18 protein-coding genes are annotated in these 19,319 nt (G+C 49.3%); 5 read left to right on the top strand and 13 right to left on the bottom strand.

Annotated features, from left to right (window positions below):
- Nucleotides 1-417: 417 nt before the first annotated feature.
- The 10 genes from MJ595_RS11290 to MJ595_RS11335 all read right to left on the bottom strand — a co-directional run bounded on the left by MJ595_RS11290 (nucleotide 418) and on the right by MJ595_RS11335 (nucleotide 9,134).
- Nucleotides 418-1,842: an aspartate ammonia-lyase gene (locus MJ595_RS11290; protein ID WP_263322388.1), complete on the bottom strand. Its 1,425-nt coding sequence runs from the start codon at nucleotides 1,840-1,842 to the stop codon at nucleotides 418-420.
- A gap of 219 nt (nucleotides 1,843-2,061) precedes the next feature.
- Nucleotides 2,062-3,111: a type III secretion system export apparatus subunit SctU gene (gene sctU / locus MJ595_RS11295; protein WP_263322389.1), complete on the bottom strand. Its 1,050-nt coding sequence runs from the start codon at nucleotides 3,109-3,111 to the stop codon at nucleotides 2,062-2,064.
- Complete coding sequence (gene sctT, locus MJ595_RS11300; RefSeq protein WP_263322390.1) at nucleotides 3,108-3,896, bottom strand: type III secretion system export apparatus subunit SctT; 789 nt, start codon at nucleotides 3,894-3,896, stop codon at nucleotides 3,108-3,110. Before sctT ends, sctU begins: the two co-directional genes overlap by 4 nt.
- A 3-nt stretch (nucleotides 3,897-3,899) precedes the next feature.
- Nucleotides 3,900-4,163 (bottom strand): type III secretion system export apparatus subunit SctS, encoded by a 264-nt coding sequence (gene sctS, locus MJ595_RS11305; protein WP_263322391.1) that lies wholly within the window; start codon nucleotides 4,161-4,163, stop codon nucleotides 3,900-3,902.
- Between the two features lie 8 nt (nucleotides 4,164-4,171).
- Nucleotides 4,172-4,834 (bottom strand): type III secretion system export apparatus subunit SctR, encoded by a 663-nt coding sequence (gene sctR, locus MJ595_RS11310; protein WP_263322392.1) that lies wholly within the window; start codon nucleotides 4,832-4,834, stop codon nucleotides 4,172-4,174.
- A 34-nt stretch (nucleotides 4,835-4,868) separates the two neighbouring features.
- Nucleotides 4,869-5,858 carry a type III secretion system cytoplasmic ring protein SctQ gene (sctQ, locus tag MJ595_RS11315; protein WP_263322393.1) on the bottom strand — a complete coding sequence of 330 codons (990 nt, stop codon included), beginning with the start codon at nucleotides 5,856-5,858 and terminating at the stop codon, nucleotides 4,869-4,871.
- A 7-nt stretch (nucleotides 5,859-5,865) separates the two neighbouring features.
- Nucleotides 5,866-6,594 (bottom strand): type III secretion HpaP family protein, encoded by a 729-nt coding sequence (locus MJ595_RS11320; protein WP_263322394.1) that lies wholly within the window; start codon nucleotides 6,592-6,594, stop codon nucleotides 5,866-5,868.
- An 11-nt stretch (nucleotides 6,595-6,605) separates the two neighbouring features.
- Nucleotides 6,606-7,067 (bottom strand): type III secretion protein, encoded by a 462-nt coding sequence (locus MJ595_RS11325; RefSeq protein ID WP_263322396.1) that lies wholly within the window; start codon nucleotides 7,065-7,067, stop codon nucleotides 6,606-6,608.
- The gene (gene sctN, locus MJ595_RS11330) at nucleotides 7,067-8,398 is read right to left on the bottom strand and encodes a type III secretion system ATPase SctN (RefSeq protein WP_263322398.1); all 1,332 of its coding nucleotides are present in this window, start codon (nucleotides 8,396-8,398) and stop codon (nucleotides 7,067-7,069) included. The genes MJ595_RS11325 and sctN overlap by 1 nt, the downstream gene beginning before the upstream one ends.
- A gap of 226 nt (nucleotides 8,399-8,624) precedes the next feature.
- On the bottom strand, nucleotides 8,625-9,134 hold the full coding sequence (locus tag MJ595_RS11335) for a type III secretion system chaperone (protein ID WP_263322399.1): 510 nt from the start codon (nucleotides 9,132-9,134) through the stop codon (nucleotides 8,625-8,627).
- Nucleotides 9,135-9,318: 184 nt separating this feature from the next.
- Between MJ595_RS11335 and tadA the strand changes: the two genes are divergently transcribed.
- The 4 genes from tadA to MJ595_RS11355 all read left to right on the top strand — a co-directional run bounded on the left by tadA (nucleotide 9,319) and on the right by MJ595_RS11355 (nucleotide 16,082).
- Entirely contained in the window at nucleotides 9,319-9,813 is a 495-nt protein-coding gene (gene tadA / locus MJ595_RS11340) for a tRNA adenosine(34) deaminase TadA (RefSeq protein WP_263322400.1), read from the top strand.
- A gap of 187 nt (nucleotides 9,814-10,000) precedes the next feature.
- Entirely contained in the window at nucleotides 10,001-13,918 is a 3,918-nt protein-coding gene (gene purL / locus MJ595_RS11345; RefSeq protein ID WP_263322401.1) for a phosphoribosylformylglycinamidine synthase, read from the top strand.
- 344 nt (nucleotides 13,919-14,262) lie between these two features.
- The gene (locus MJ595_RS11350; RefSeq protein ID WP_263322402.1) at nucleotides 14,263-14,736 is read left to right on the top strand and encodes a glycine zipper 2TM domain-containing protein; all 474 of its coding nucleotides are present in this window, start codon (nucleotides 14,263-14,265) and stop codon (nucleotides 14,734-14,736) included.
- A 140-nt stretch (nucleotides 14,737-14,876) separates the two neighbouring features.
- On the top strand, nucleotides 14,877-16,082 hold the full coding sequence (locus tag MJ595_RS11355; RefSeq protein ID WP_263322403.1) for a DUF2029 domain-containing protein: 1,206 nt from the start codon (nucleotides 14,877-14,879) through the stop codon (nucleotides 16,080-16,082).
- 51 nt (nucleotides 16,083-16,133) lie between these two features.
- Here MJ595_RS11355 and MJ595_RS11360 read toward each other — a convergent pair whose 3' ends face one another.
- From MJ595_RS11360 to MJ595_RS11370, 3 genes are read right to left on the bottom strand one after another with little or no spacing between them, the layout of a single operon-like run.
- Nucleotides 16,134-16,958, bottom strand: a complete 825-nt coding sequence (locus tag MJ595_RS11360) for a ChbG/HpnK family deacetylase (protein ID WP_263322404.1) — start codon at nucleotides 16,956-16,958, stop codon at nucleotides 16,134-16,136.
- Entirely contained in the window at nucleotides 16,955-17,326 is a 372-nt protein-coding gene (locus MJ595_RS11365) for a GtrA family protein (RefSeq protein ID WP_263322405.1), read from the bottom strand. The genes MJ595_RS11360 and MJ595_RS11365 overlap by 4 nt, the downstream gene beginning before the upstream one ends.
- Complete coding sequence (locus MJ595_RS11370) at nucleotides 17,310-18,278, bottom strand: glycosyltransferase family 2 protein (RefSeq protein ID WP_263322406.1); 969 nt, start codon at nucleotides 18,276-18,278, stop codon at nucleotides 17,310-17,312. Before MJ595_RS11370 ends, MJ595_RS11365 begins: the two co-directional genes overlap by 17 nt.
- Before the next feature lie 558 nt (nucleotides 18,279-18,836).
- Between MJ595_RS11370 and MJ595_RS11375 the strand changes: the two genes are divergently transcribed.
- The gene (locus tag MJ595_RS11375) at nucleotides 18,837-19,169 is read left to right on the top strand and encodes a hypothetical protein (protein ID WP_263322407.1); all 333 of its coding nucleotides are present in this window, start codon (nucleotides 18,837-18,839) and stop codon (nucleotides 19,167-19,169) included.
- Nucleotides 19,170-19,319: the final 150 nt, after the last annotated feature.

The raw sequence follows: 19,319 nt of genomic DNA on the forward strand, positions 1-19,319 counted from the left end.
CAGACGTTTGGGCTTATGAGCCTATTCCCGCTTAAATCACTAAAACTCAACCAAGTAGCAATAATGCTTTAATCAGTGGATTATAGTCAGTCGTCCGCATGCCCTGGGCTATATTTCGCACATTTTTAGGTGGTAATTATTAACCACTCAAAGTAGCTTGACGAAACGTCGCATCTTAGACGATATATACCAATATGTAACTAGGGAAAGTACGGTGGAAGAGTGTGAATTTGTCTGCTTTTGACGGATTGTGGTTGTTGTTTCTTCTTTCGGGGGTGTAGGAAACCTCTGTTGAAAGGTGTTTGAATGCAGGTTTGGAGGCTGAGGTTATGATATAAGGCAGGGTTAACACAACCAGCCCGCCAGGATTCTGGAAGGCTGGTAGGTTTATGAAATATCCTGACAGAATACCAGTTCTTAGTGAACAGTGCCGCTCAGGTCAAGTGGGGCAACCATGTTTTCAGGCTTCAGGATTTCTGCCAGTTGCTCTTCGCTCAGCAGTTTTTCTTCCAGTACCAGATCGATAACACGACGGCCACTCTTCAGTGCTGCCTTGGCAATGCGGCTGGAGTTTTCGTAGCCCAGGTAAGGGTTCAGGGCAGTTACCAGGCTAACGCTGCGATCCAGGTAGCCTTGACAGACTTCAGGGTTGGCAGTGATGCCTTTCACGCACTTGTCTTCCAGCATTTGCATACCGCTGGTCAGCTGCTGGATGGATTCCAGAATCTTGTAAACCAGTACCGGTTCCATGGCATTCAGCTGCAGTTGGGCAGCTTCAGAGGCCATGGTAACAACCAGGTCATTACCAATAACGTGGTAAGCAATTTGGCTCATGCACTCAGGAATAACCGGGTTAACCTTACCAGGCATGATGGAGGAGCCCGGCTGCATTTCTGGCAGGTTGATTTCATTCAGGCCGCAGTTAGGCCCGCTGGACAGCAGACGCAGGTCGTTGCTGATTTTGGATAGTTTAACCGCCAGACGCTTCAGGGAGCTGGAGAAGATAACAAAAGCACCCATGTCAGAAGTGGCTTCAACCAGGTCACCCGCCAGGATCATCTCTTCACCGGAGATTTCAGACAGGTATTTGACGGCCAGAGGGGCATAACGGCTGTCGGCAGTGATACCAGTACCGATAGCTGTACCACCCAGGTTGATTTCACGGAGCAGGGCAGCCATGTCGGAGATACGCTGGATATCTTCACCGATAGTGGTGGCAAATGCCTGGAATTCCTGACCCAGGGTCATTGGTACAGCATCTTGCAGCTGAGTACGGCCTACTTTCAGGATATCCTTGAATTCTTCTGCCTTGGCTTCGAAAGCCGCTTTCAGGCTTTCAAGCGCGTCAATCATACTCTTGTGCTTGAGTACCATGGCCAGACGCATGGATGTTGGGTACACGTCGTTAGTGGACTGAGCCATGTTAACGTGTGTGTTTGGGTGCAGGTGATCGTATTGGCCACGCTCATAACCCAGAATTTCCAAGGCACGGTTACAGATAACCTCGGTAGCGTTCATGTTGGTGGAAGTACCGGCACCCCCCTGGATCATGTCAACCACAAAGTGATCGTGCAGTTCACCTTCGATGATTTCATCACAGGCCTTGGCAATAGCTTCAGCCTTAGCTGTTTCCAGCATACCCAGATCACGGTTTGCCAGGGCGCAGGCCTTCTTAACCATTGCCAGTGCACGGGGTACATTGGGGTAGTGACTTAGTTTGACACCGGTAATGTCGAAGTTGTCTATAGCCCTCTGGCTTTGAACACCATAGTAAGCACTGCTTGGCACTTTGGCGTCACCCAGAAGGTCGTGTTCGATTCTGTAATCGATATCCTGTGTCATGCTTGATCACCACCATTTATAGGTTAAACAGCCGACCTTGAAAGTTTCTGACTTAAAAAAAATAGGATCGACTGGCAATCGTATTAGTCTGTTCTTAGGTAGAATTATCAGCAATAAGAATTATTACCTAGATGATCAAAAGTTATCACATAACCCAAATGTAACGATGCTAAGTCGGCAGTGGTTAACAGTCTTTACTGGTTATTATTTGCCCGTTTTTTACTCCTGATACTTCTCTTCTTCCTTAATTTCCTGGACCCATCTAAATACTTCAGCGACGGGTTCAATCAGCTCTCCGGGAATATAGGCGGCAATATCAACGTCAAATAAGGCATGGGCCAGGGGAACATTCTCAAGCACCGGTATTCCTTCTTTTTCCGCCACTTTGACGATAAAACGGGCATGGGCTCCACGCCCCTTAACCATAATGACCGGCAGGGGTGTACTGTCTTGCCTGTAATGTAATCCAATCGCCAGGTGGGTAGGGTTTTTGATAACTACATCAGATTTCTTGGTATTGTCTGCGGAGTTCAGGATTTCCTGATGAATTTCCTTACGTTTACTTTTTATCTCCGGACTGCCTTCCATCTCCTTATATTCCCTTTTGACCTCATCTTTGGTCATGCGCTGCTGCTTCATAAAATTATAGCGTTCAAACATATAATCCAGCACCGCGATAATAATAAATGCCACTGCCGAGTAAAGCAGCAGTTTTTTCATAAGTTCCCCGGCTACAGGCAAGATGCAACTGGTGCCGCAGAAAGGCAGGTTGACCATGTCCCCGAGACTGTTCTTGATGACAAAATAAACGACAACGGATAAGAAAATAATTTTTATAATGGATTTAAAGAACTCCACCAGGTTTTTCAAGGCGAAGATTTTTTTCATTCCCTGAACCGGGTCAATCTTTTTAATATCCGGCTTTACAGACTCCCCGGAAAATAGCAGGCCAAATTGCATGACATTGCCGATAATGGCGGAAAACATCGCTACCAGAACCAGTGGCAGCAATAAAATAATAGATTGATCAAGAATTCCGGTAACCACAACTTTAAGCGCAAACATGAAGTTCTCGTTATAGACTTCCGCTGGCAGTAAAACCATTTCCTCAATGGTTTCCATATAACGATCACTCATGAACCAGATGGTGACCAGGACAGCAATCAGACCGAAGGTTCCTGAGACCTCTTTGCTCTTGGCAACCTGGCCTTTTTTTCGGGCATCACGGAGTTTTTTGGGGGTGGGTTCTTCTGTCTTTTCGCCACTCATTGCCAGAGTACTCCCAGTGTGAGGAATAGCTCCGGAATTTCCATCATATATTTTCTGGCCAGGTGCATCATGGTGGCCACATAAAACACCAGAATGGCAGCTGCAACACCACTTTTTATGGGCATGGCTAAAATAAAGACATTAAGCTGCGGTGCTGAGCGGCTGATCAGGGCAATACCGAATTCAGTAATAAACATGGAAATGACCACTGGAGCGGATAGCCACATGGCCAGGGCGACAATCAGGTCGAACTGGCTCAGGAAAAACAGGGTGGCCTTCATATTCAGCTCAGGAAAATAACTAAAGACTGGCCAGGCCTGATAGCTGAGGAAAATACTTTTCAGTAATAGCAGGAACAGTCCGCTGGTCATCATCAGGGCAATAAGTGCCTGGGAAAAAAGCAGGCCCAAAGGTGAGGTTTCAGAACCAGAGAAGGGGTTCATGGTGCTGGCCATTGAGGCACCCCGCTGGTTATCAATAAAGAAGCCTGCCGACTCCATGGCCCAGAAGGGGATGGCCACGCAGTAACCAATAAGGGCACCAATAAAGACTTCTTTAATAACAATCCCGGCTGTCAGCATGATGGCAATCTGCTCTGGCTTTCCCCCCGCTATCATGGGGTGAAGGAACAATACCAGGCACATGCAAATGCCATTGCGAATCATTGTGCCCCCTAATACTTTCTTATGCAGCATGGGTAGCACGGTAAAAAGAGCCAGCAGCCGGGGTAAACCCATGGCCAGAACATAAAGCCAGTCCTTTATTTCAGCAACAGGTAAAACCATGGATCAGAGACCCTGTATCTGATTCATGATGGCCAGGGAGTAGTTATAGACTTCAATTCCCATCCATCGGGCTGTTAGCAGAATGCTGATGATTACGGCGATCAGCTTAAAGGCGAAAGGTAAGGTCTGTTCCTGAATTTGGGTCAGTGCCTGGATTAAACTGATTAGCAGACCCACGGCAGAAGCGGCAACAATAGGAGGCATGGACAGCAACAGTGTCAGCAATAATGCCTGGGCGGTCAGGGAGATAATATCAGGATCAATCATGGCTGGCGCTACCCATAGCTAAGTACCAGACCATGGGTCAGGCGTGTCCAACCATCCAGCATGACGAATAGCAATAGCTTGAAGGGCAGGGAGATGGTCATGGGAGACACCATCATCATACCCATGGCCAGCAGGATATTTGAGACAATCAGGTCAATAACAATGAACGGTAAATACAACAGGAAGCCTATTTGAAAGGCCTTGGCCAGTTCGCTGATACAGAATGCCGGCATCAGGATCATAAAATCATCTTCTTCCAGCTCTTCCCGGTATTTCTCTGGCCAGAGTACGCCAGCCGTCTTTAAAAAGAAGCCCCGCTCTCTTTTGTGGGTGTTTTTCTTCAGGAACACTCTGTAGGGTTCAGAAGCAGCTTTGACGCTATTGACCCAGGAAATATCTTCTACCGTAAAGCTCAGATTTTCCTTTTTAATGATTTCACTGGCTTCGTAGCCCACCGGAGCCATGATATATAAGGTGAGAATGATGGCCAGGGCATTCATGGCAATATTGGGGGGAATCTGCTGGAGACCGGTGGCATTTCGCAGGATAGAAAAGACCACTACCAATTTTAGAAATGATGTCCCCATAACGGCAAAAAAGGGAATAAGCGACATCAATACCAGTGGTAGCAGCAGGTAAAAAGGACTTGTCAGGCTAATAACGCTGTCCATAGCTTGGGTCCGGTATCCAGTGGCAATTAATGATCTATTCCTTGACCAGTCGGGCTATCTTTGCACCCAGCCTGTTATCGACTTGCACCAGCTGGCATTCAGCAATAACTTTGCCATTGGCCCGAATTCGCACCGGCTGTTCTATGGGGCGCTCAAGGTCAAAAATATAACCCGGCTTGATGGCCGCCAGATCCTCGATACTGAATTGCTGGCGGCCGATTTCAAACAGTAGCTCAACAGCTATATCGGATAGATTCACACCATCTTGTGTTTCTTCTGCCTGTTCTTCAGACATATCCTGTGAGTCATCCATGGGAGCGATCCTTTGCAAAATGGTGATTTGGTGGTCTTCGGCTTCCCCAAGAAAGGAGGTTTGGGCATTAAGCCGTATTATAAGCTGTGATCCACTGACATATTGCTGCAGGAAAACAATATCGCCGGTTTCAAGATCCTGTATATCTTGCTTAGATAGAAGGGATCGGCCTAACTCCAGGCCAATCCATAACGGGATGTCAGGTTTTTCTTCCGGTTCGTTTCTTGGCAGTTGATGGAGCAGCTCCCAGACTGTGTCGGAAAGGGCGGCCCGTGCGGTACAAATCTCTCCCTGATAGTCCACAGTAATGGTCAAGCCGGAAGCCAGCTCTTCCCGGACTGGTGCTAATCCAGTCATGGCAATGGAAACACCGAATAACTGCGACAGTTGCTGCAGGCTGGGGATCAGGCTGTAGTGGAGTGCAGCCATTAGCAAGTCATCGGGCAGGGCAGTCACGGCATGATGATCCAGTTTACCCGGCAGTAGCAGTGTAACGGCCTGGTTATCCAATCCTATGGTAATTGCATTGCCATTAATATCGAGGTGCAGAAGAAAGCTGGAAATAAAGGGCTGCTGGCTGGGAGATAGTTCCAGGTCGCAGCTTCTGGAAGCAATGTCTGTCCTGAAACGGGTTTGCCGGGATGCTAACAGCCTGCTCAAGCCAGCATGGGCTGAGGTTACCCTGGGAAGGTCCTGAAGCTCGGCACTCATGCATTACCTATACGGTTTTTTTGTCGTCGTTATTATTATCGTCTTCCTGGGTGTACTGGTTGCGTGAACGGCCATCACCCGGATCATCGTTGTCGCCCGCCATATTAAAGTTGATGTTGACCTTCTCGTTACTGAAGCGGTCATTCAGGTGCTTTTGCAGGCTGGCTTCGTGCTGTGCCAGTAAATTATGGGTTTCTGCTGAGGTGGTGTTCATTGTGACGGTCAGTTCTCCACCGTGACGATGAATGCGTACTTCTGTACCTGGTAGAATATTATCTTTAATGGATATCCGTATTTCCGCGCCATTAATGGCATCTTTGGCCGAAACCTGAATCTGGTCAGCCATTTTTTGCAGGGCAGCCTCCACTTCTTTGATGCTTTTAGTATGCTGGATCTCTTTTAGCTGTATATCAGACTTGAATTGGGCATCCTGAATCTGGGCAAAAGCCATATCCATCATATGCTCGCGGGAGCCACCACCGCCCTGGCCGTCTTTCTGCTCTTTAAGGCGCTGCTCCATCAGTTCTTTGGCTTGTTTGCTGCGCTCAGCGAAGAGGTTCTCTAGTTTCTGCTCTTCTTCCTGGCCTGAACTGGCTTTTTTGTGCCTGTCTTTCTTTTCCAGTTGCTTTGAAAAGCGTGAGGCCTCATCTTCTGATACTTTTTGGCTGGACTGATTCTGTTGGGCCTGGCTGTTCTGCTGCTGTTGCTGTGTACCGGAGTTTTGATCAATTTGCATGGTAAGGCCTCCTAGCGCTTAGGACGAACAGTAAACTCTTCCATTTCAATATCCTCGATGCGCTGGGCTTCCTTTGCCGCCTCCTCATCGAGCACTTTTTTAAATTCCTCGAATTTATCCACAGCTTGCCGGGCTTTTTTGTGGGCCTCCCGGGCTAATTCCAGTTGCTCTTCGGCCTCAATAACGTTGTTCTTTGCTTTTTCGATAGCCTGTTCAAGCTCGGCGTCTTTCTCTCGCAACAGGGCGATCTTCTGTTTTAATACATCCAGGTCATGCTGCCGAATTTCGTTATTCATTATATTATCGTATAGCAACTGCTCTTCTTTACAGCGCCATGCAATATAGTCTTGCAGTTCCTGCTCACTGTCCCTGAGTTGCTGGTGGGTCATTTCAAGATGGTTTTTACAGCGGGTGACTTCTTCACTGGCGGATTTTTCCCGTATGTTCTTGACTCTCAGTAGCTCGTCGAGCATCAGACACCTGTAACTTGTCTGAGCTGGGCAATGATATCGTCATAGCTAAAGAACTCGGTGGTGCGCTGGCGCAAAAATGCCCTGATTGCATCAATCCTGCTTAAGGCTTCATCGGCAACGGCATCTGAACCGGGCTTGTACTCACCGACTTTCACCAGCAGCTCGATTTCTTCAAACTTCGCCAATAGCTCCCTGAGCTTGCCGGCAGCAGCCAGGTGTTCTTCCGGGACGATAGCATTCATAACCCGGCTGGCGCTGGAAAGCACATCAATGGCCGGGTAATGATTGGAGGCGGCCAGCTTTCTGGAAAGGATAATATGACCATCCAGAATCGAACGGGTTTCGTCAGCCACGGGCTCGGTCATATCATCCCCTTCCACCAGTACGGTATAGAGAGCGGTGATAGAGCCTATCTGGGCCATGCCTGCCCGTTCCATTAATTTGGGCAGGGTGGCAAATACCGAGGGCGGAAAGCCTCGTCGTGTGGGTGGTTCGCCTGCAGCCAGGCCAATCTCACGCTGGGCCCGGGCAAAACGGGTCACTGAATCCATCAATAATAAGACGCGCTTGCCTCTATCCCTGAAATATTCTGCCACTGCGGTAGCCGTGTAAGCCGCCTTGGAGCGCTCCATGGATGATTTATCGGAAGTGGCGACAATAATTACTGATTTTTTTACGCCCTCGGGGCCAAGGTCGTGTTCAATGAACTCCCTGAGTTCCCGGCCCCGTTCACCGATCAGGGCCAGTACAGTGACATCCACCTCTGCACCTTTTACCAGCATGGAAAGCAGGGTACTTTTACCACCACCTGCCGCCGCAAAAATCCCCATACGTTGGCCTTCACCACAGGTTAGTACGCTGTCCATTACTTTAAGGCCAAGGGGAAGAGGGCGGTCAATAATTTTCCGGGTCATGGGATCGGGACTGTCCGCATACACCGGATACCAGGCTTCAGGTTCTATACCGTCAAAGGCACCCTTATCAAGAGGGTAGCCCATACCATCAAGTACATGGCCCAGCAGGTGAGGCCCTACACCCACATGGTGAACTTTACCGGTTGGAATAACTTCGGTGCTGGAGGAGATGCCCAGGATATCACCCAGTGGGGATAGTACGGTTTCATGTTCCTGGAAACCTACCACCTCCGCATAACCGGATTGCCCTCCCTGGGGAGACACCAGCTTGCAGAGTTCGCCTATTTTTACATTGGGGACGGCAGCTTTAATAATCATGCCCTGGACTTCGGTGACTCGTCCCCTGATATCCACCAGAGGACTGCCTTCAACGGCATCTTGCAGAGAATTGGTCAGGTAGTTCAGCGCATCGCTCACGTCCAGGTCTCCTTTTTTGTGGACGTTTGTTCTATTCGATACTGCAGGAGGTATTTCTCTACGACATTTAACTCGAATGTGTCCTGGTTATTGAGCATTTAAGCGGCAGGATAGGGTAGTGTTCTTTTGCAGGGCGATACACTGATTTATTGGATTTGAACCCGACGGCTTCTCTCGGAAAAACGACGGGTACGGCTTACCAAATCAGGTTTAGACCAGTACAGGGCTAAACCATCATACCCATATCGCCAGGTCCGCCGGCAGGTGGTTTGGGTGCTGGCTGGTTTGCTCCCGGACCATTGCCGTTGCCACTGGTGCCACCATTCTGTTTGGCGGATTCAATCTCACCCACAATCCATTCCAGGGTGTTAACAAACTTTTCCAGGGTAGACTCAAAGGTGCCGTAATCCACTGATGCCATCATGGAGCGAATCAACAGGATTTCTGTCTTGTCGTGGTTTAATGCCAGGAATGCACCCTGCATACTATGGTGTTGCAAATTGAAAGAAAGCAGGGTTTCGTAAAGGGCTGTCTTTCCTGTGTCATGGGCATCCATAGGTTTGACTGAAGCAACAAATACCAGGGCTTCATCTTCTTCCAGGTATTCCATATTGACCACTAAGGTGTCATCGAAGCAAAGTCCACAGGCATCATGCTCATTAAGGCTCAATTCACCGAGCCCGATGCTTTGTGCAAAGTGTTGTAGATTTTCTTCGACATTCTGCTTGAATGACATCGACCATACCCTCCGCTGGTAGCAAATCAGTAACAGGTAATAGATAAACTAACTTTTAGTATATATCGCTCTTTCAAGTTAGGTTGTGAAATCCTGCCCATTAACATACTTTATTTTGTTTCTTTGTGTTTAGTCGACAAAATCATGGCGACACTTGAATATAGTGTCCCGATAAGGATTCCAAGTGACAAATGATAATCACTGCCATTGGATGCAAGAAGCCCTGGTTGAGGCAAAAAAAGGTTCAGCCCATGGCGAGGTGCCAGTGGGTGCTGTTGTGGTGCGAAATAATGAAATCATAGCCCGGGCCTATAACCAGCCCATTTCTGGCTGTAACCCCGTGGCCCATGCCGAGGTTCTGGTGCTTGAAAAGGCCGCCAGGGTTATTGGCAATTACCGCCTGGTTGACTGTGATCTGTATGTGACCCTGGAACCCTGCACTATGTGCGCCGGGGCGATTATCCATAGCCGGATTCGCCGGCTGGTGTTTGGTGCTTATGAACCTAAGGCGGGGGCGGTGGCCAGTGTGACCCAGGTGCTCGAGCAACCCCAGATGAATTACCGGGTTGAATCGTTGGGAGGGATACTGGAGGCTGAGTGCAGTGAGGTGATCAGTGATTTCTTTAAGATGAGGAGAAAGCAGATTAAAGAAGAGAAAAAGCGTTTGAGGTTGAGTTAGGGGGTATAACTCCAGTGGAATAGCTGGTTTCCGAAGGCCTGTTTCGATTATCATAGCGCCCAGTTAATCCACCTGAGTTAATTGGCTGTAGCAAAAGCGTTTAGCGTAATCGTTTTCCCTCCAGATCATCCCGTTGTGCTATATGGCTCTTGCAACAGCATCATTAAGCCCGAGGACAGGCCCTTATATGCTGATATTACGCGGCAACCCAGCACTTTCCCCATTCCGGGTCCAGAAACTTCTAAAGACCCTGCAAGCCAAGGTGCCAGAAATTACAGCTGTCACCGCTGAATACCAGCACTTTATCAAAACGTGTTCAGACCTTGATGGTAATCAGGCCAATGTACTAAAGAGGTTGCTCACCTATGGTTCCCGGCAAAAACCCACAGAGAAATCAGGTGAGCTGTTTCTGGTGGTACCCCGGTTGGGTACTATTTCTCCCTGGTCCTCCAAGGCGACGGATATTGCCCATAACTGTGGGCTGGAGTCGGTAAAAAGGGTTGAGCGGGGTATTGCCTATTATCTTACTGTGGCAGATGCCGAAAGCAGCGAGCTTTCTATTAGTCAGAAAGAACAGGTAGCGGGTTTGCTTCATGATCGCATGACGGAAACAGTGCTCTCTGATTTAGCCTTGGCGGAACAACTGTTTAGTGAATCAGAACCGGCTCCTTTATCCACCGTACCGGTTTTGGCAGAGGGTCGTTCTGCGTTAGAACATGCCAACAGCTATTTAGGGTTGGCACTGGCTGATGATGAGATGGATTATCTGGTAGACAATTACAAAAAGCTGGAGCGTGACCCTAGCGATGTTGAGCTAATGATGTTTGCCCAGGCAAACTCCGAGCACTGCCGCCATAAAATATTCAATGCCTCGTGGACCATTGATGGAGAGGAACAGGACTTATCCCTGTTCAAGATGATCAAAAATACCCACGAAATGCACAGCGAAGGTATTTTATCCGCTTATAAAGATAATGCATCCGTTATTAAGGGCTTCTCTTCCAGGCGCTTTTATCCGGTTCCTGACTCCAGGGAGTATGGCTATTCTGATGAAGATGTCCATATCCTGATGAAAGTGGAAACCCATAATCACCCGACGGCTATTTCTCCATGGCCCGGTGCAGCAACCGGTGCCGGTGGTGAGATAAGGGATGAAGGGGCAACCGGACGAGGTGCCAAGCCCAAGGCGGGGTTAACCGGGTTTTCCGTGTCGAACCTTAATATTCCGGGTTTTATTCAGCCATGGGAAACCCATTATGGCAAGCCGGGGCGTATTGTATCAGCACTGGATATTATGCTGGATGGCCCCCTGGGCAGTGCCGGGTTCAATAATGAGTTCGGCCGGCCTAACCTGTGCGGTTACTTTCGAACCTTTGAGGCTGAGGTGAAAGGCCCAGCAGGTTATGAGGTGCGAGGCTACCACAAGCCCATTATGCTGGCGGGTGGCATGGGGAATATTCGTACCGGGCATGTTGAAAAAGGCGATATCCCTGTGGGTGCCAGCCTGATTGTCCTGGGTGGACCCGCCATGCAAATTGGCCTGGGTGGTGGTGCTGCTTCATCGGTTCATTCTGGTGAAGGACAGGAAGCACTGGATTTTGCCAGTGTGCAGCGGGATAACCCGGAGATGGAGCGCCGTTGTCAGGAGGTGATCGATCAGTGCTGGCAGCTGGGTTCGGATAATCCCGTCAGCTTTATCCATGATGTAGGCGCCGGTGGTCTTTCCAATGCCTTGCCTGAGCTGGTCAATGATGGTGGTCGGGGCGGGCATTTCCAGCTCAGGGCGGTTAATAATGATGAACCCGGTATGTCCCCGCTGGCGATCTGGAGTAATGAGTCCCAGGAGCGTTATGTTCTGGCCGTAGCTCCGGAAAACCTGGAGCGATTCAAGGCTATCTGTTTCCGGGAGCGGTGTCCTTTTGCCATTGTAGGTGAGGCCACGGAGGAGCAACATCTGCTGGTTGAAGATGATCATTTTGACAACCGGCCTGTGGATATGCCCCTTGATGTTTTGCTGGGCAAGCCGCCCAGAATGCACCGGGATATTAGCAGGGTTGAGTTTTCAAAAGAGACGCTAAACCTTAAAGGTATCGATTTACTGGAAGCAATAGAGCGGGTACTGAAGCTTCCCTCCGTTGCCAGCAAAAACTTCCTGATTACCATTGGTGACAGAACTATTACCGGCCTGGTTTGCAGGGATCAAATGGTGGGCCCCTGGCAGGTGCCTGTGGCGGACTGTGCCGTGACGGCAACATCCTTCCAGGGCTATACCGGTGAAGCTATGGCCATTGGTGAAAGAACACCGGTTGCCCTGATTGATGCTGCCGCCTCTGGTCGCATGGCCATTGGTGAGGCGATTACCAATATTGCCTGTACTGCCATAGATAAGCTGGGCAGTGTCAGGCTCTCTGCTAACTGGATGGCAGCAGCGGGTCATCCCGGAGAAGATGAAAACCTGTTTGATACGGTTAAAGCCGTGGGTATGGAGCTTTGCCCACAGTTAGGTATCACCATTCCTGTGGGTAAGGACTCTATGTCCATGCGTACCCAGTGGCAGGAAAACGGGGAAGCCAAAACCGTCACTTCACCATTGTCGCTTATCATCTCGGCCTTTGCGCCAGTCACTGATATTCGTAAATCAGTGACGCCTGAGCTGCGATCTGACCAGGAAGAGGATACGGATCTCATCTTGATTGACCTGGGACGGGATCGAAACCGGCTGGGTGGATCCGCTTTGGCTCAGGTCTACCAACAGGTGGGAAGTCTGGCGCCGGACCTTGATTCTGCCGATGACATCAAGGCTTTTTTCCAGGCGATTCAACTGTTATTGGATGAAAGACGTATTCTGGCTTATCACGATCGCTCTGATGGCGGGTTGCTGACTACCCTGGTTGAAATGGCCTTTGCCGGAAGAACCGGGATCGCCATTGAACTGGATAAGCTGGTGGGGTCCGAGTCCATGATTATTCCTGCGCTGTTTAATGAAGAGCTGGGTGCGGTGATCCAGGTTCGTAAACAGGACCGGGGGCGGGTGAAGGATGTGCTGGCCCAGCACGGGCTGGGCGCCTGTAGCCATAGTATTGGTACTCTGAACCAGGGGCAGCGGGTTCAATTCAGCTTTAATGGCCGGTCTGTGTTAAGTGAAAGCCGGGTGAAATTCCAGCGCTGGTGGGCTGAAACCAGTTATCGAATGCAGGCATTGCGGGATAATGCGGTCTGTGCCCGGCAGGAATTTGATAACTTGCTTGATGACCATGATGGTGGCCTCCATTTCTCTTTGCCATTTGATATCAACCATGATCCGTCAGCGCCCTATATTGCCAAGGGCATTCGTCCGTCTGTAGCTATCCTCCGGGAGCAAGGCGTCAATGGTCAGGTTGAAATGGCGGCCGCCTTTGAGCGGGCAGGTTTTTCGGCAGTGGATGTCCATATGAGTGACTTGCTGGAAGGCCGGCGTCATCTTGATGAATTTAAGGGACTGGTAGCCTGCGGTGGTTTTTCCTACGGTGATGTCCTGGGAGCCGGTGAGGGATGGGCCAAGACTATCCTGTTTAACAGCCGCTTGAGAGATCAGTTTGCAGGCCATTTTGAACGTCGGGGTTCATTTTCCCTTGGGGTTTGTAATGGTTGCCAGATGTTATCAGCACTGCATGAGATTATTCCGGGTACTGAAGACTGGCCTCGCTTTGTCAGGAATCAATCGGAACAGTTTGAAGCCAGGGTGGCTATGGTGGAAGTGCAAAAGAGCAACTCCCTGTTCCTGAGTGGCATGGAAAAGGCACGTATGCCGATTGCTGTGGCTCACGGTGAAGGGCTTGCTGAATTTTCCACGGCAGGTCAGCTGGATCGCCTGGAGGTTCGCGGGCAGATTGCCCTTAAGTATGTGGATAACAGGGGAGAGCCTTCCGTCCGGTATCCTTATAATCCCAATGGTTCACCAAAGGGTATTACGGGCCTGACATCCCGGGATGGTCGTGTCACTATTATGATGCCGCATCCGGAACGGGTGTTCAGGACAGTTCAGAATAGCTGGCATCCGGATAACTGGGAAGAAGATGCGCCCTGGATGCGGATGTTCCGTAATGCCCGGGTGTGGGTGGGTTAACCGGCCTGCAAGCCTGCTGACAGTCCTTGTGGGCAGGCTATACTAGTACTCCGTCCGGCAGCAAATGATAGGTTCAGCGAAAGCCAGTGGTGACAGGCCAAGGAGCTACAACGCGGAGCTGGGGCCACTGGCTTTCACCCTACGGGTGGCTCATAAAGCAACCACCCGTCTGCGTTGGACTTGCTTGAAATACTCCAGTATTCCTGCACAAGTCCGCCTTGCGCCTGGTTGCTTTGTGAGCCACTGAACCTATCATTTGCTGCCGGACGGAGTACTAGGAACCAATCTGTACTTTCTGTGTCTTAGTAAAAAAATGATCAATTATCGTTAGCAGGATGTTGCACATGATAAAGCAAATAAACGTTGCAGCCGTTGTTGCTGTAGTGATGGTGGTTCTATCCGGCTGTATGTCAGACCTGACAGGGACTACCTATTCCCGGGAGGAAGCCCGGCAAATGCAAGTGGTGAAGTTTGGAACCATTGCTGAAGTCCGCTTTGTTAAGCTGGAGGGGACTAATAGTGACGTGGGGACGTTGGCAGGGGGCGCTGTCGGTGGCTTGGCTGCCGGGTCTAATATTGGCAAGGGCAGTGGTAAGGCGGTGGCTGCTATCGCTGGTGCTGTTGCCGGTGGTGTTCTGGGCCATATGGCAGAGAAAAAGCTGACGGAGAAGCAGGGCGTTGAAGTGACTGTCAGGCTGGAGGATGGATCTTTTGTTTCTGTTGTGCAGCAAGCTGATCCCAATGCGCCTTTTGCTGCCGGTGATCGGGTAAAAATCTTGATGCAAGGCTCCACCAGTCGTGTGGTAAAAGTACAGTAATATATTACAACCGTCTTGTAGGATGCATTGGTACAACAAAGTCATATATTCCAGCTCAGGCCGTATCTCTTGATCGGCTTTTATTGGGAGATGCTTACCATTAAACTAGTTTGCTTTTATCCGCAAAATTAGAGCCTGCTATGGATAATATTTCCGGGAAGCTTTCTTTGTATGAACGATGGCGTTCATTAACACGGTCTGAGAAATTAACCGCTGGTCTTTGGGTATTCGTTGCCCTGTTTATGGTGGTGAAGTGTATTACTAACCCCACCCACAGTACTGTCTCTGATGAGTACTTGCTGGGTGCCAGCCGTTGGCTTGCCGGAGATGACCTGTACGCAGGAGCCAATGGCTTTTTGTATTTACCCCAGTTTGCGTTTTTATACAGCATCTATCATCCGTTCCCCCTGTGGCTCTCGGAAATCCTGTGGCGCTTTACCCAGCTGGCTGTCATGCTATGGGGTGTTATCTCTTTTGCCAGATTGATGCAAAAGCCTGGTGAGAAAAGTTTTGTCCCTCTTTTGTCCATCGCTATTGTCTGTATCAGTACAGCAAGTTTTCGTAATGGTCAGGCGAATATTATGATGCTGGGGCTCTTGTTGCTGAGTGTGGTGGCTCTGGCACGGGAACAGTGGGCGCTGGCGGCAGGCTATATGGTGTTGGGTATTATTGTAAAGCCGACGTTTATTATTTTTTTCCTGCTGGCAGGTGTCTTGCACAGGCCGCTTTATTGGCGCTTGCCTTTAGGTCTGTTGATTGCCTTTTTAATTCCCATGTTGTTCAAAGGGGTTGATTATGTGGTGGGGCAACATGAGAACTTTGTGGTTATGCTTCAGCAAGCCATCGCTTTTGGTGAAGCCGGGCCAAAGCTAACCTTTGCTCACTTTTTTGCCATTTTTCCCCAGGTTGCAGGGTTCTGGGTTCCTCCGGAGGTGCAACTGATTACCCGCCTGATTTTTGCGCCATTAACCCTCGCGGCTGCCTACTATGCCAGTCGTAAATATCCAAGGGAAGTGGCCTGTTATTATATTTATGCCCTGGCAACCTGTTACTTAATGTTGTTCAATCCTCGCAATGAGACAAACGACTATGCCTTGCTTTCCGTAGCAATAGGCTATTGGGTTGCCATTTCCATTCATCGTTTTCATAATTTTAAATATCATTTATTCTGCTGGTTTTTTGTACTGGGTTTTGTGGCATCAAAATATATCGTCAAGCTGACCCCCGGTATGTGGGCCTGGTGGAAACCGGTGATGGGAGTTCTGTTTACGGTATTTCTGGTACAGAGGCTGTTCAGCCAGGCAAGTAAGCAAGAGACATTGCCACCAGGTTCAGCGGTTGATTAATCCTATAATCGTTAATGAGGAATAGAGCGCTATGCTGTTCCCCATCAGCTATCAGCTATCAGCTATCAACCACTCACTGGGTCTGCCAAGTTGTATCCGGGCTGCCTGGCAGTCGGCTTGAAATGCCTGACTCAAAAGATAGTCATATTCCAGTTGCCGGGCTTCAGCATGATCAGGAAGGTGGTTCTGTGAGTCGTTAAAGGCTCCCGGATGACACATAATCAGGCTGCTATCGGGAAGCTTATTAAGCCATTTCTGCATCAGCAGCCTATAGTTGTCTTCCGGGGATAAAGAGTAAACGCCAGCAAATGCCCTGTTGGTAGGGTGACGGTGTTTCACCAACTGCTTGCGTAGTGGGTATGCGCCACTGTGTTCTATGACTTTGCTTTTTAGGTCATTGGATGAAATCAGTGGTGTTACACTTCTGACCCAGGTTGAAGGTTTCAGTTTATCCTGTATGACTTCCAGCAAGGCTGCCCTGACCTGGGGCAAATGATGAACATGTTGGTGACCATCAATAAAGTCAGGCTGGCGTCCGGTAGCCTGTATAAAACGATCCAGCTGACCATGGATTTCATCCCGCAGGTCTGATTGTTTCAGTAATCTCAGATGGCTCATAACAAGCATCTTATAGAGGCCGGGGAACCCTGCTTTATAGGCAGAAGTCAAGCCGGCCCCTTCAGTAAAATTCAGGTGCAGGCCAATATCAATGGCATCAAACTGCTCCTCCAGCCTGTCTGCGTCGTTTGACCAGTGATCAGAGGTGACCATGCAGCTAGTGGCCTGGAGACGACCTTTCTCTGCGAGGGCCAGAATAGCTCTTGAAACCTCTGGAGTTATGGCGTAGTCATCAGCGCAGAGGGAGATCCGTTTCATTTAAAGGCCCAATATTTACTGAGGGTGAAAGTCACCAGTGGCACGGTGATAAGCACAATAAAACTGGCGACCATGTAATTTAGCAGGGTGAACTTGAGTATCAGGGCATAAAGACCTTGATTCAGTGCAAAGCTGCATAGTAGCTGGGTCACCAGAAACCGCAGGATAGTACCTTGGTGTTGGTGTTGTTTATGGTTAAATGTCCATAGACTTTGCCCGGTATAGCTAACAATAAAGGCTATGGCAAAGGCGATAGCGTTTCCCATCAGTGGTGATAGTGACAGGGAACCGACCATAACCCGCAATACACCCAGGTGAACAAACGCAGCCAGGGAGCCAACAATGACGAATTTAATCAGTTGATGCATCGTGTTTCTCTGGTTCAAAACCGCGTCGCTTCTGCACCAGATAGGTGGGTCGCTGCTTAACTTCGTTGAAGATTCCGGCTATATACTCGCCCAGAACCCCCAGAGAGAGCAATTGTATTCCCCCGATAAAGGTGATGGCGGTTACCACCGTTGGCCAGCCAGGCAAGGAACTCCCCAAAACCAGGGTGGTAAAGACAATAAACAGGGCATAGAGCACGGATGCCGCAGAGATAAGCAGCCCCAGCACGCCTACCAGTCTGAGGGGCAGGGTGGTGAATGAGGTGATGCCGGAAAGGGCAAGATTTGTTAGCTTCCGGTAGCCCCACCCGGATTCACCCGCAGCCCTTTCCTGAACTTCAAAGGGAACGCCAATGCTTTTAAAGCCAACCCAGGCATAGATGCCTTTCATAAAGCGATCGCGTTCAGGCAGCTTTTTCAGGGAGTCTACCACCTTACGGCTCATCAGGCGGAAGTCACCAGCATGGGCGGGTACTTCAACGCCGGTACTGAAACTCATGATACGGTAGAAAAAGTGTGCACCTTTCTTTTTCAGGAATGACTCTTCATTGCGGTCCTTACGTACGCCATAAACCATGTCATAGCCTTTTTCCCAGTAATTGAGAAAGACCGGAATCATAGCCAGGGGGTGCTGGAAGTCGGCATCAATAAGAATGACGGCATCGCCCTGACAGGCATCAATACCAGCCGTAAGGGCTGCTTCTTTACCAAAGTTCCTGGACAACGCAATCAGTTTAACTGAACCATCGTAGCAGAATGGTTCTACCAGCTGAACGGTGTTATCCCGACTACCATCATCCACCACGATAATTTCAAACTGTTCGGTAACAGCCTTGAGTTGTTCAATAAGGGCGGTAAGGAAAGAGGAAACCACTTCCCCTTCATTAAAAACTGGAACCACACAACTTAGAAAGGGTGGATTGTTTCTCTGCATTGTTTCTACCGTGAGTTAACGGAGTTTAGGGGCTCACGAGCAAACATCAACAGCCCCTAAGTATATTATCGGTATGCCCTTTGGATTATCCACTTGAGACATCTCCGGGCACAATCAGGTGTATCTGAAGACCAAAAAATGATGGATTCCTGCCCGAAAAAAACCAGCCAAGGTGTTGGCCACAGCCGGAGCAGTACGCATATTGCCATCGGTAGCCTGAATGCCAGCTGAATTCGGAAACCGGTGGGCCGCCGATTATGCACCCTGAAGCATTCAGATAACAACGGTATCTGAATAAGATGCCTGAGGGGTTACATTGAGTATGTGCTAAAGTACCATTTATTTCGGTCATAAACTGCTGGTAAGTGATCAGGCGTTTACAATGGCTACAAAGCAATGCTCTATCACTTTCTAACGTGGTAGGCTCTTTTTCCCGGTTCTTGCAGACAGTTCGCTCTGGGTGAGAATCCATATTTTTCTTACAGTGAACAGGGTAAGCCAGAGTGTTACGGCCTTCAGGGAACAGTCTATTCATAGCAGAGATTATGAGGGGTCGTTATGAGAAAAGAAACCATGATCGCTATAGCCGCGGTGACCGGAGGGGTGCTGGCGGTAGGTACGGGGATCAAGTATTGGTCCGGTGGTCACCCGGAGCCAGAGCAAACCATCATCGCTCCTGTGGTACAACCGCCAGGCGGGCAGACTGCGGAAGTCTACCAGGATGATGAGCTGCCAATGGAAGAGGACGTGACCCGCATTGTCATAGAGAATGTGGACGATAATGGTGACGACATTCAGGAAATGCTATCAGAGAAAGTTATTATTAATGATGAAGTGAAAGATATCAAAGAAATGAAAAAGCCGGCTGTCAAGAATAACAGCTTGCCATAATATTTTGGCGACGGAGTATGCAGGTATGGGTACGGGCAAGTTGTATGCGGTTCATGGAAGGAGTGGATGGCTAACCAGGAAAGCTCCGTGGAGCTATCAAACGATGGCTGACTATTTCTTTATCACCTCCATAGATAATGGAGTACACTA

The organism is Endozoicomonas sp. Mp262 (assembly GCF_025643335.1).
In the GTDB taxonomy this organism is placed as follows: Bacteria; Pseudomonadota; Gammaproteobacteria; order Pseudomonadales; family Endozoicomonadaceae; genus Endonucleibacter.

What these genes read in the sequence shown, in the direction of transcription:
- MJ595_RS11290 (WP_263322388.1), bottom strand. Translation starts at nt 1,842, where the DNA reads ATGACACAGGATATCGATTACAGAATCGAACACGACCTTCTGGGTGAC.
- sctU (WP_263322389.1), bottom strand. Translation starts at nt 3,111, where the DNA reads ATGAGTGGCGAAAAGACAGAAGAACCCACCCCCAAAAAACTCCGTGAT.
- sctT (WP_263322390.1), bottom strand. Translation starts at nt 3,896, where the DNA reads ATGGTTTTACCTGTTGCTGAAATAAAGGACTGGCTTTATGTTCTGGCC.
- sctS (WP_263322391.1), bottom strand. Translation starts at nt 4,163, where the DNA reads ATGATTGATCCTGATATTATCTCCCTGACCGCCCAGGCATTATTGCTG.
- sctR (WP_263322392.1), bottom strand. Translation starts at nt 4,834, where the DNA reads ATGGACAGCGTTATTAGCCTGACAAGTCCTTTTTACCTGCTGCTACCA.
- sctQ (WP_263322393.1), bottom strand. Translation starts at nt 5,858, where the DNA reads ATGAGTGCCGAGCTTCAGGACCTTCCCAGGGTAACCTCAGCCCATGCT.
- MJ595_RS11320 (WP_263322394.1), bottom strand. Translation starts at nt 6,594, where the DNA reads ATGCAAATTGATCAAAACTCCGGTACACAGCAACAGCAGCAGAACAGC.
- MJ595_RS11325 (WP_263322396.1), bottom strand. Translation starts at nt 7,067, where the DNA reads ATGCTCGACGAGCTACTGAGAGTCAAGAACATACGGGAAAAATCCGCC.
- MJ595_RS11335 (WP_263322399.1), bottom strand. Translation starts at nt 9,134, where the DNA reads ATGTCATTCAAGCAGAATGTCGAAGAAAATCTACAACACTTTGCACAA.
- purL (WP_263322401.1), top strand. Translation starts at nt 10,001, where the DNA reads ATGCTGATATTACGCGGCAACCCAGCACTTTCCCCATTCCGGGTCCAG.
- MJ595_RS11350 (WP_263322402.1), top strand. Translation starts at nt 14,263, where the DNA reads ATGATAAAGCAAATAAACGTTGCAGCCGTTGTTGCTGTAGTGATGGTG.
- MJ595_RS11355 (WP_263322403.1), top strand. Translation starts at nt 14,877, where the DNA reads ATGGATAATATTTCCGGGAAGCTTTCTTTGTATGAACGATGGCGTTCA.
- MJ595_RS11360 (WP_263322404.1), bottom strand. Translation starts at nt 16,958, where the DNA reads ATGAAACGGATCTCCCTCTGCGCTGATGACTACGCCATAACTCCAGAG.
- MJ595_RS11365 (WP_263322405.1), bottom strand. Translation starts at nt 17,326, where the DNA reads ATGCATCAACTGATTAAATTCGTCATTGTTGGCTCCCTGGCTGCGTTT.
- MJ595_RS11370 (WP_263322406.1), bottom strand. Translation starts at nt 18,278, where the DNA reads ATGCAGAGAAACAATCCACCCTTTCTAAGTTGTGTGGTTCCAGTTTTT.
- MJ595_RS11375 (WP_263322407.1), top strand. Translation starts at nt 18,837, where the DNA reads ATGAGAAAAGAAACCATGATCGCTATAGCCGCGGTGACCGGAGGGGTG.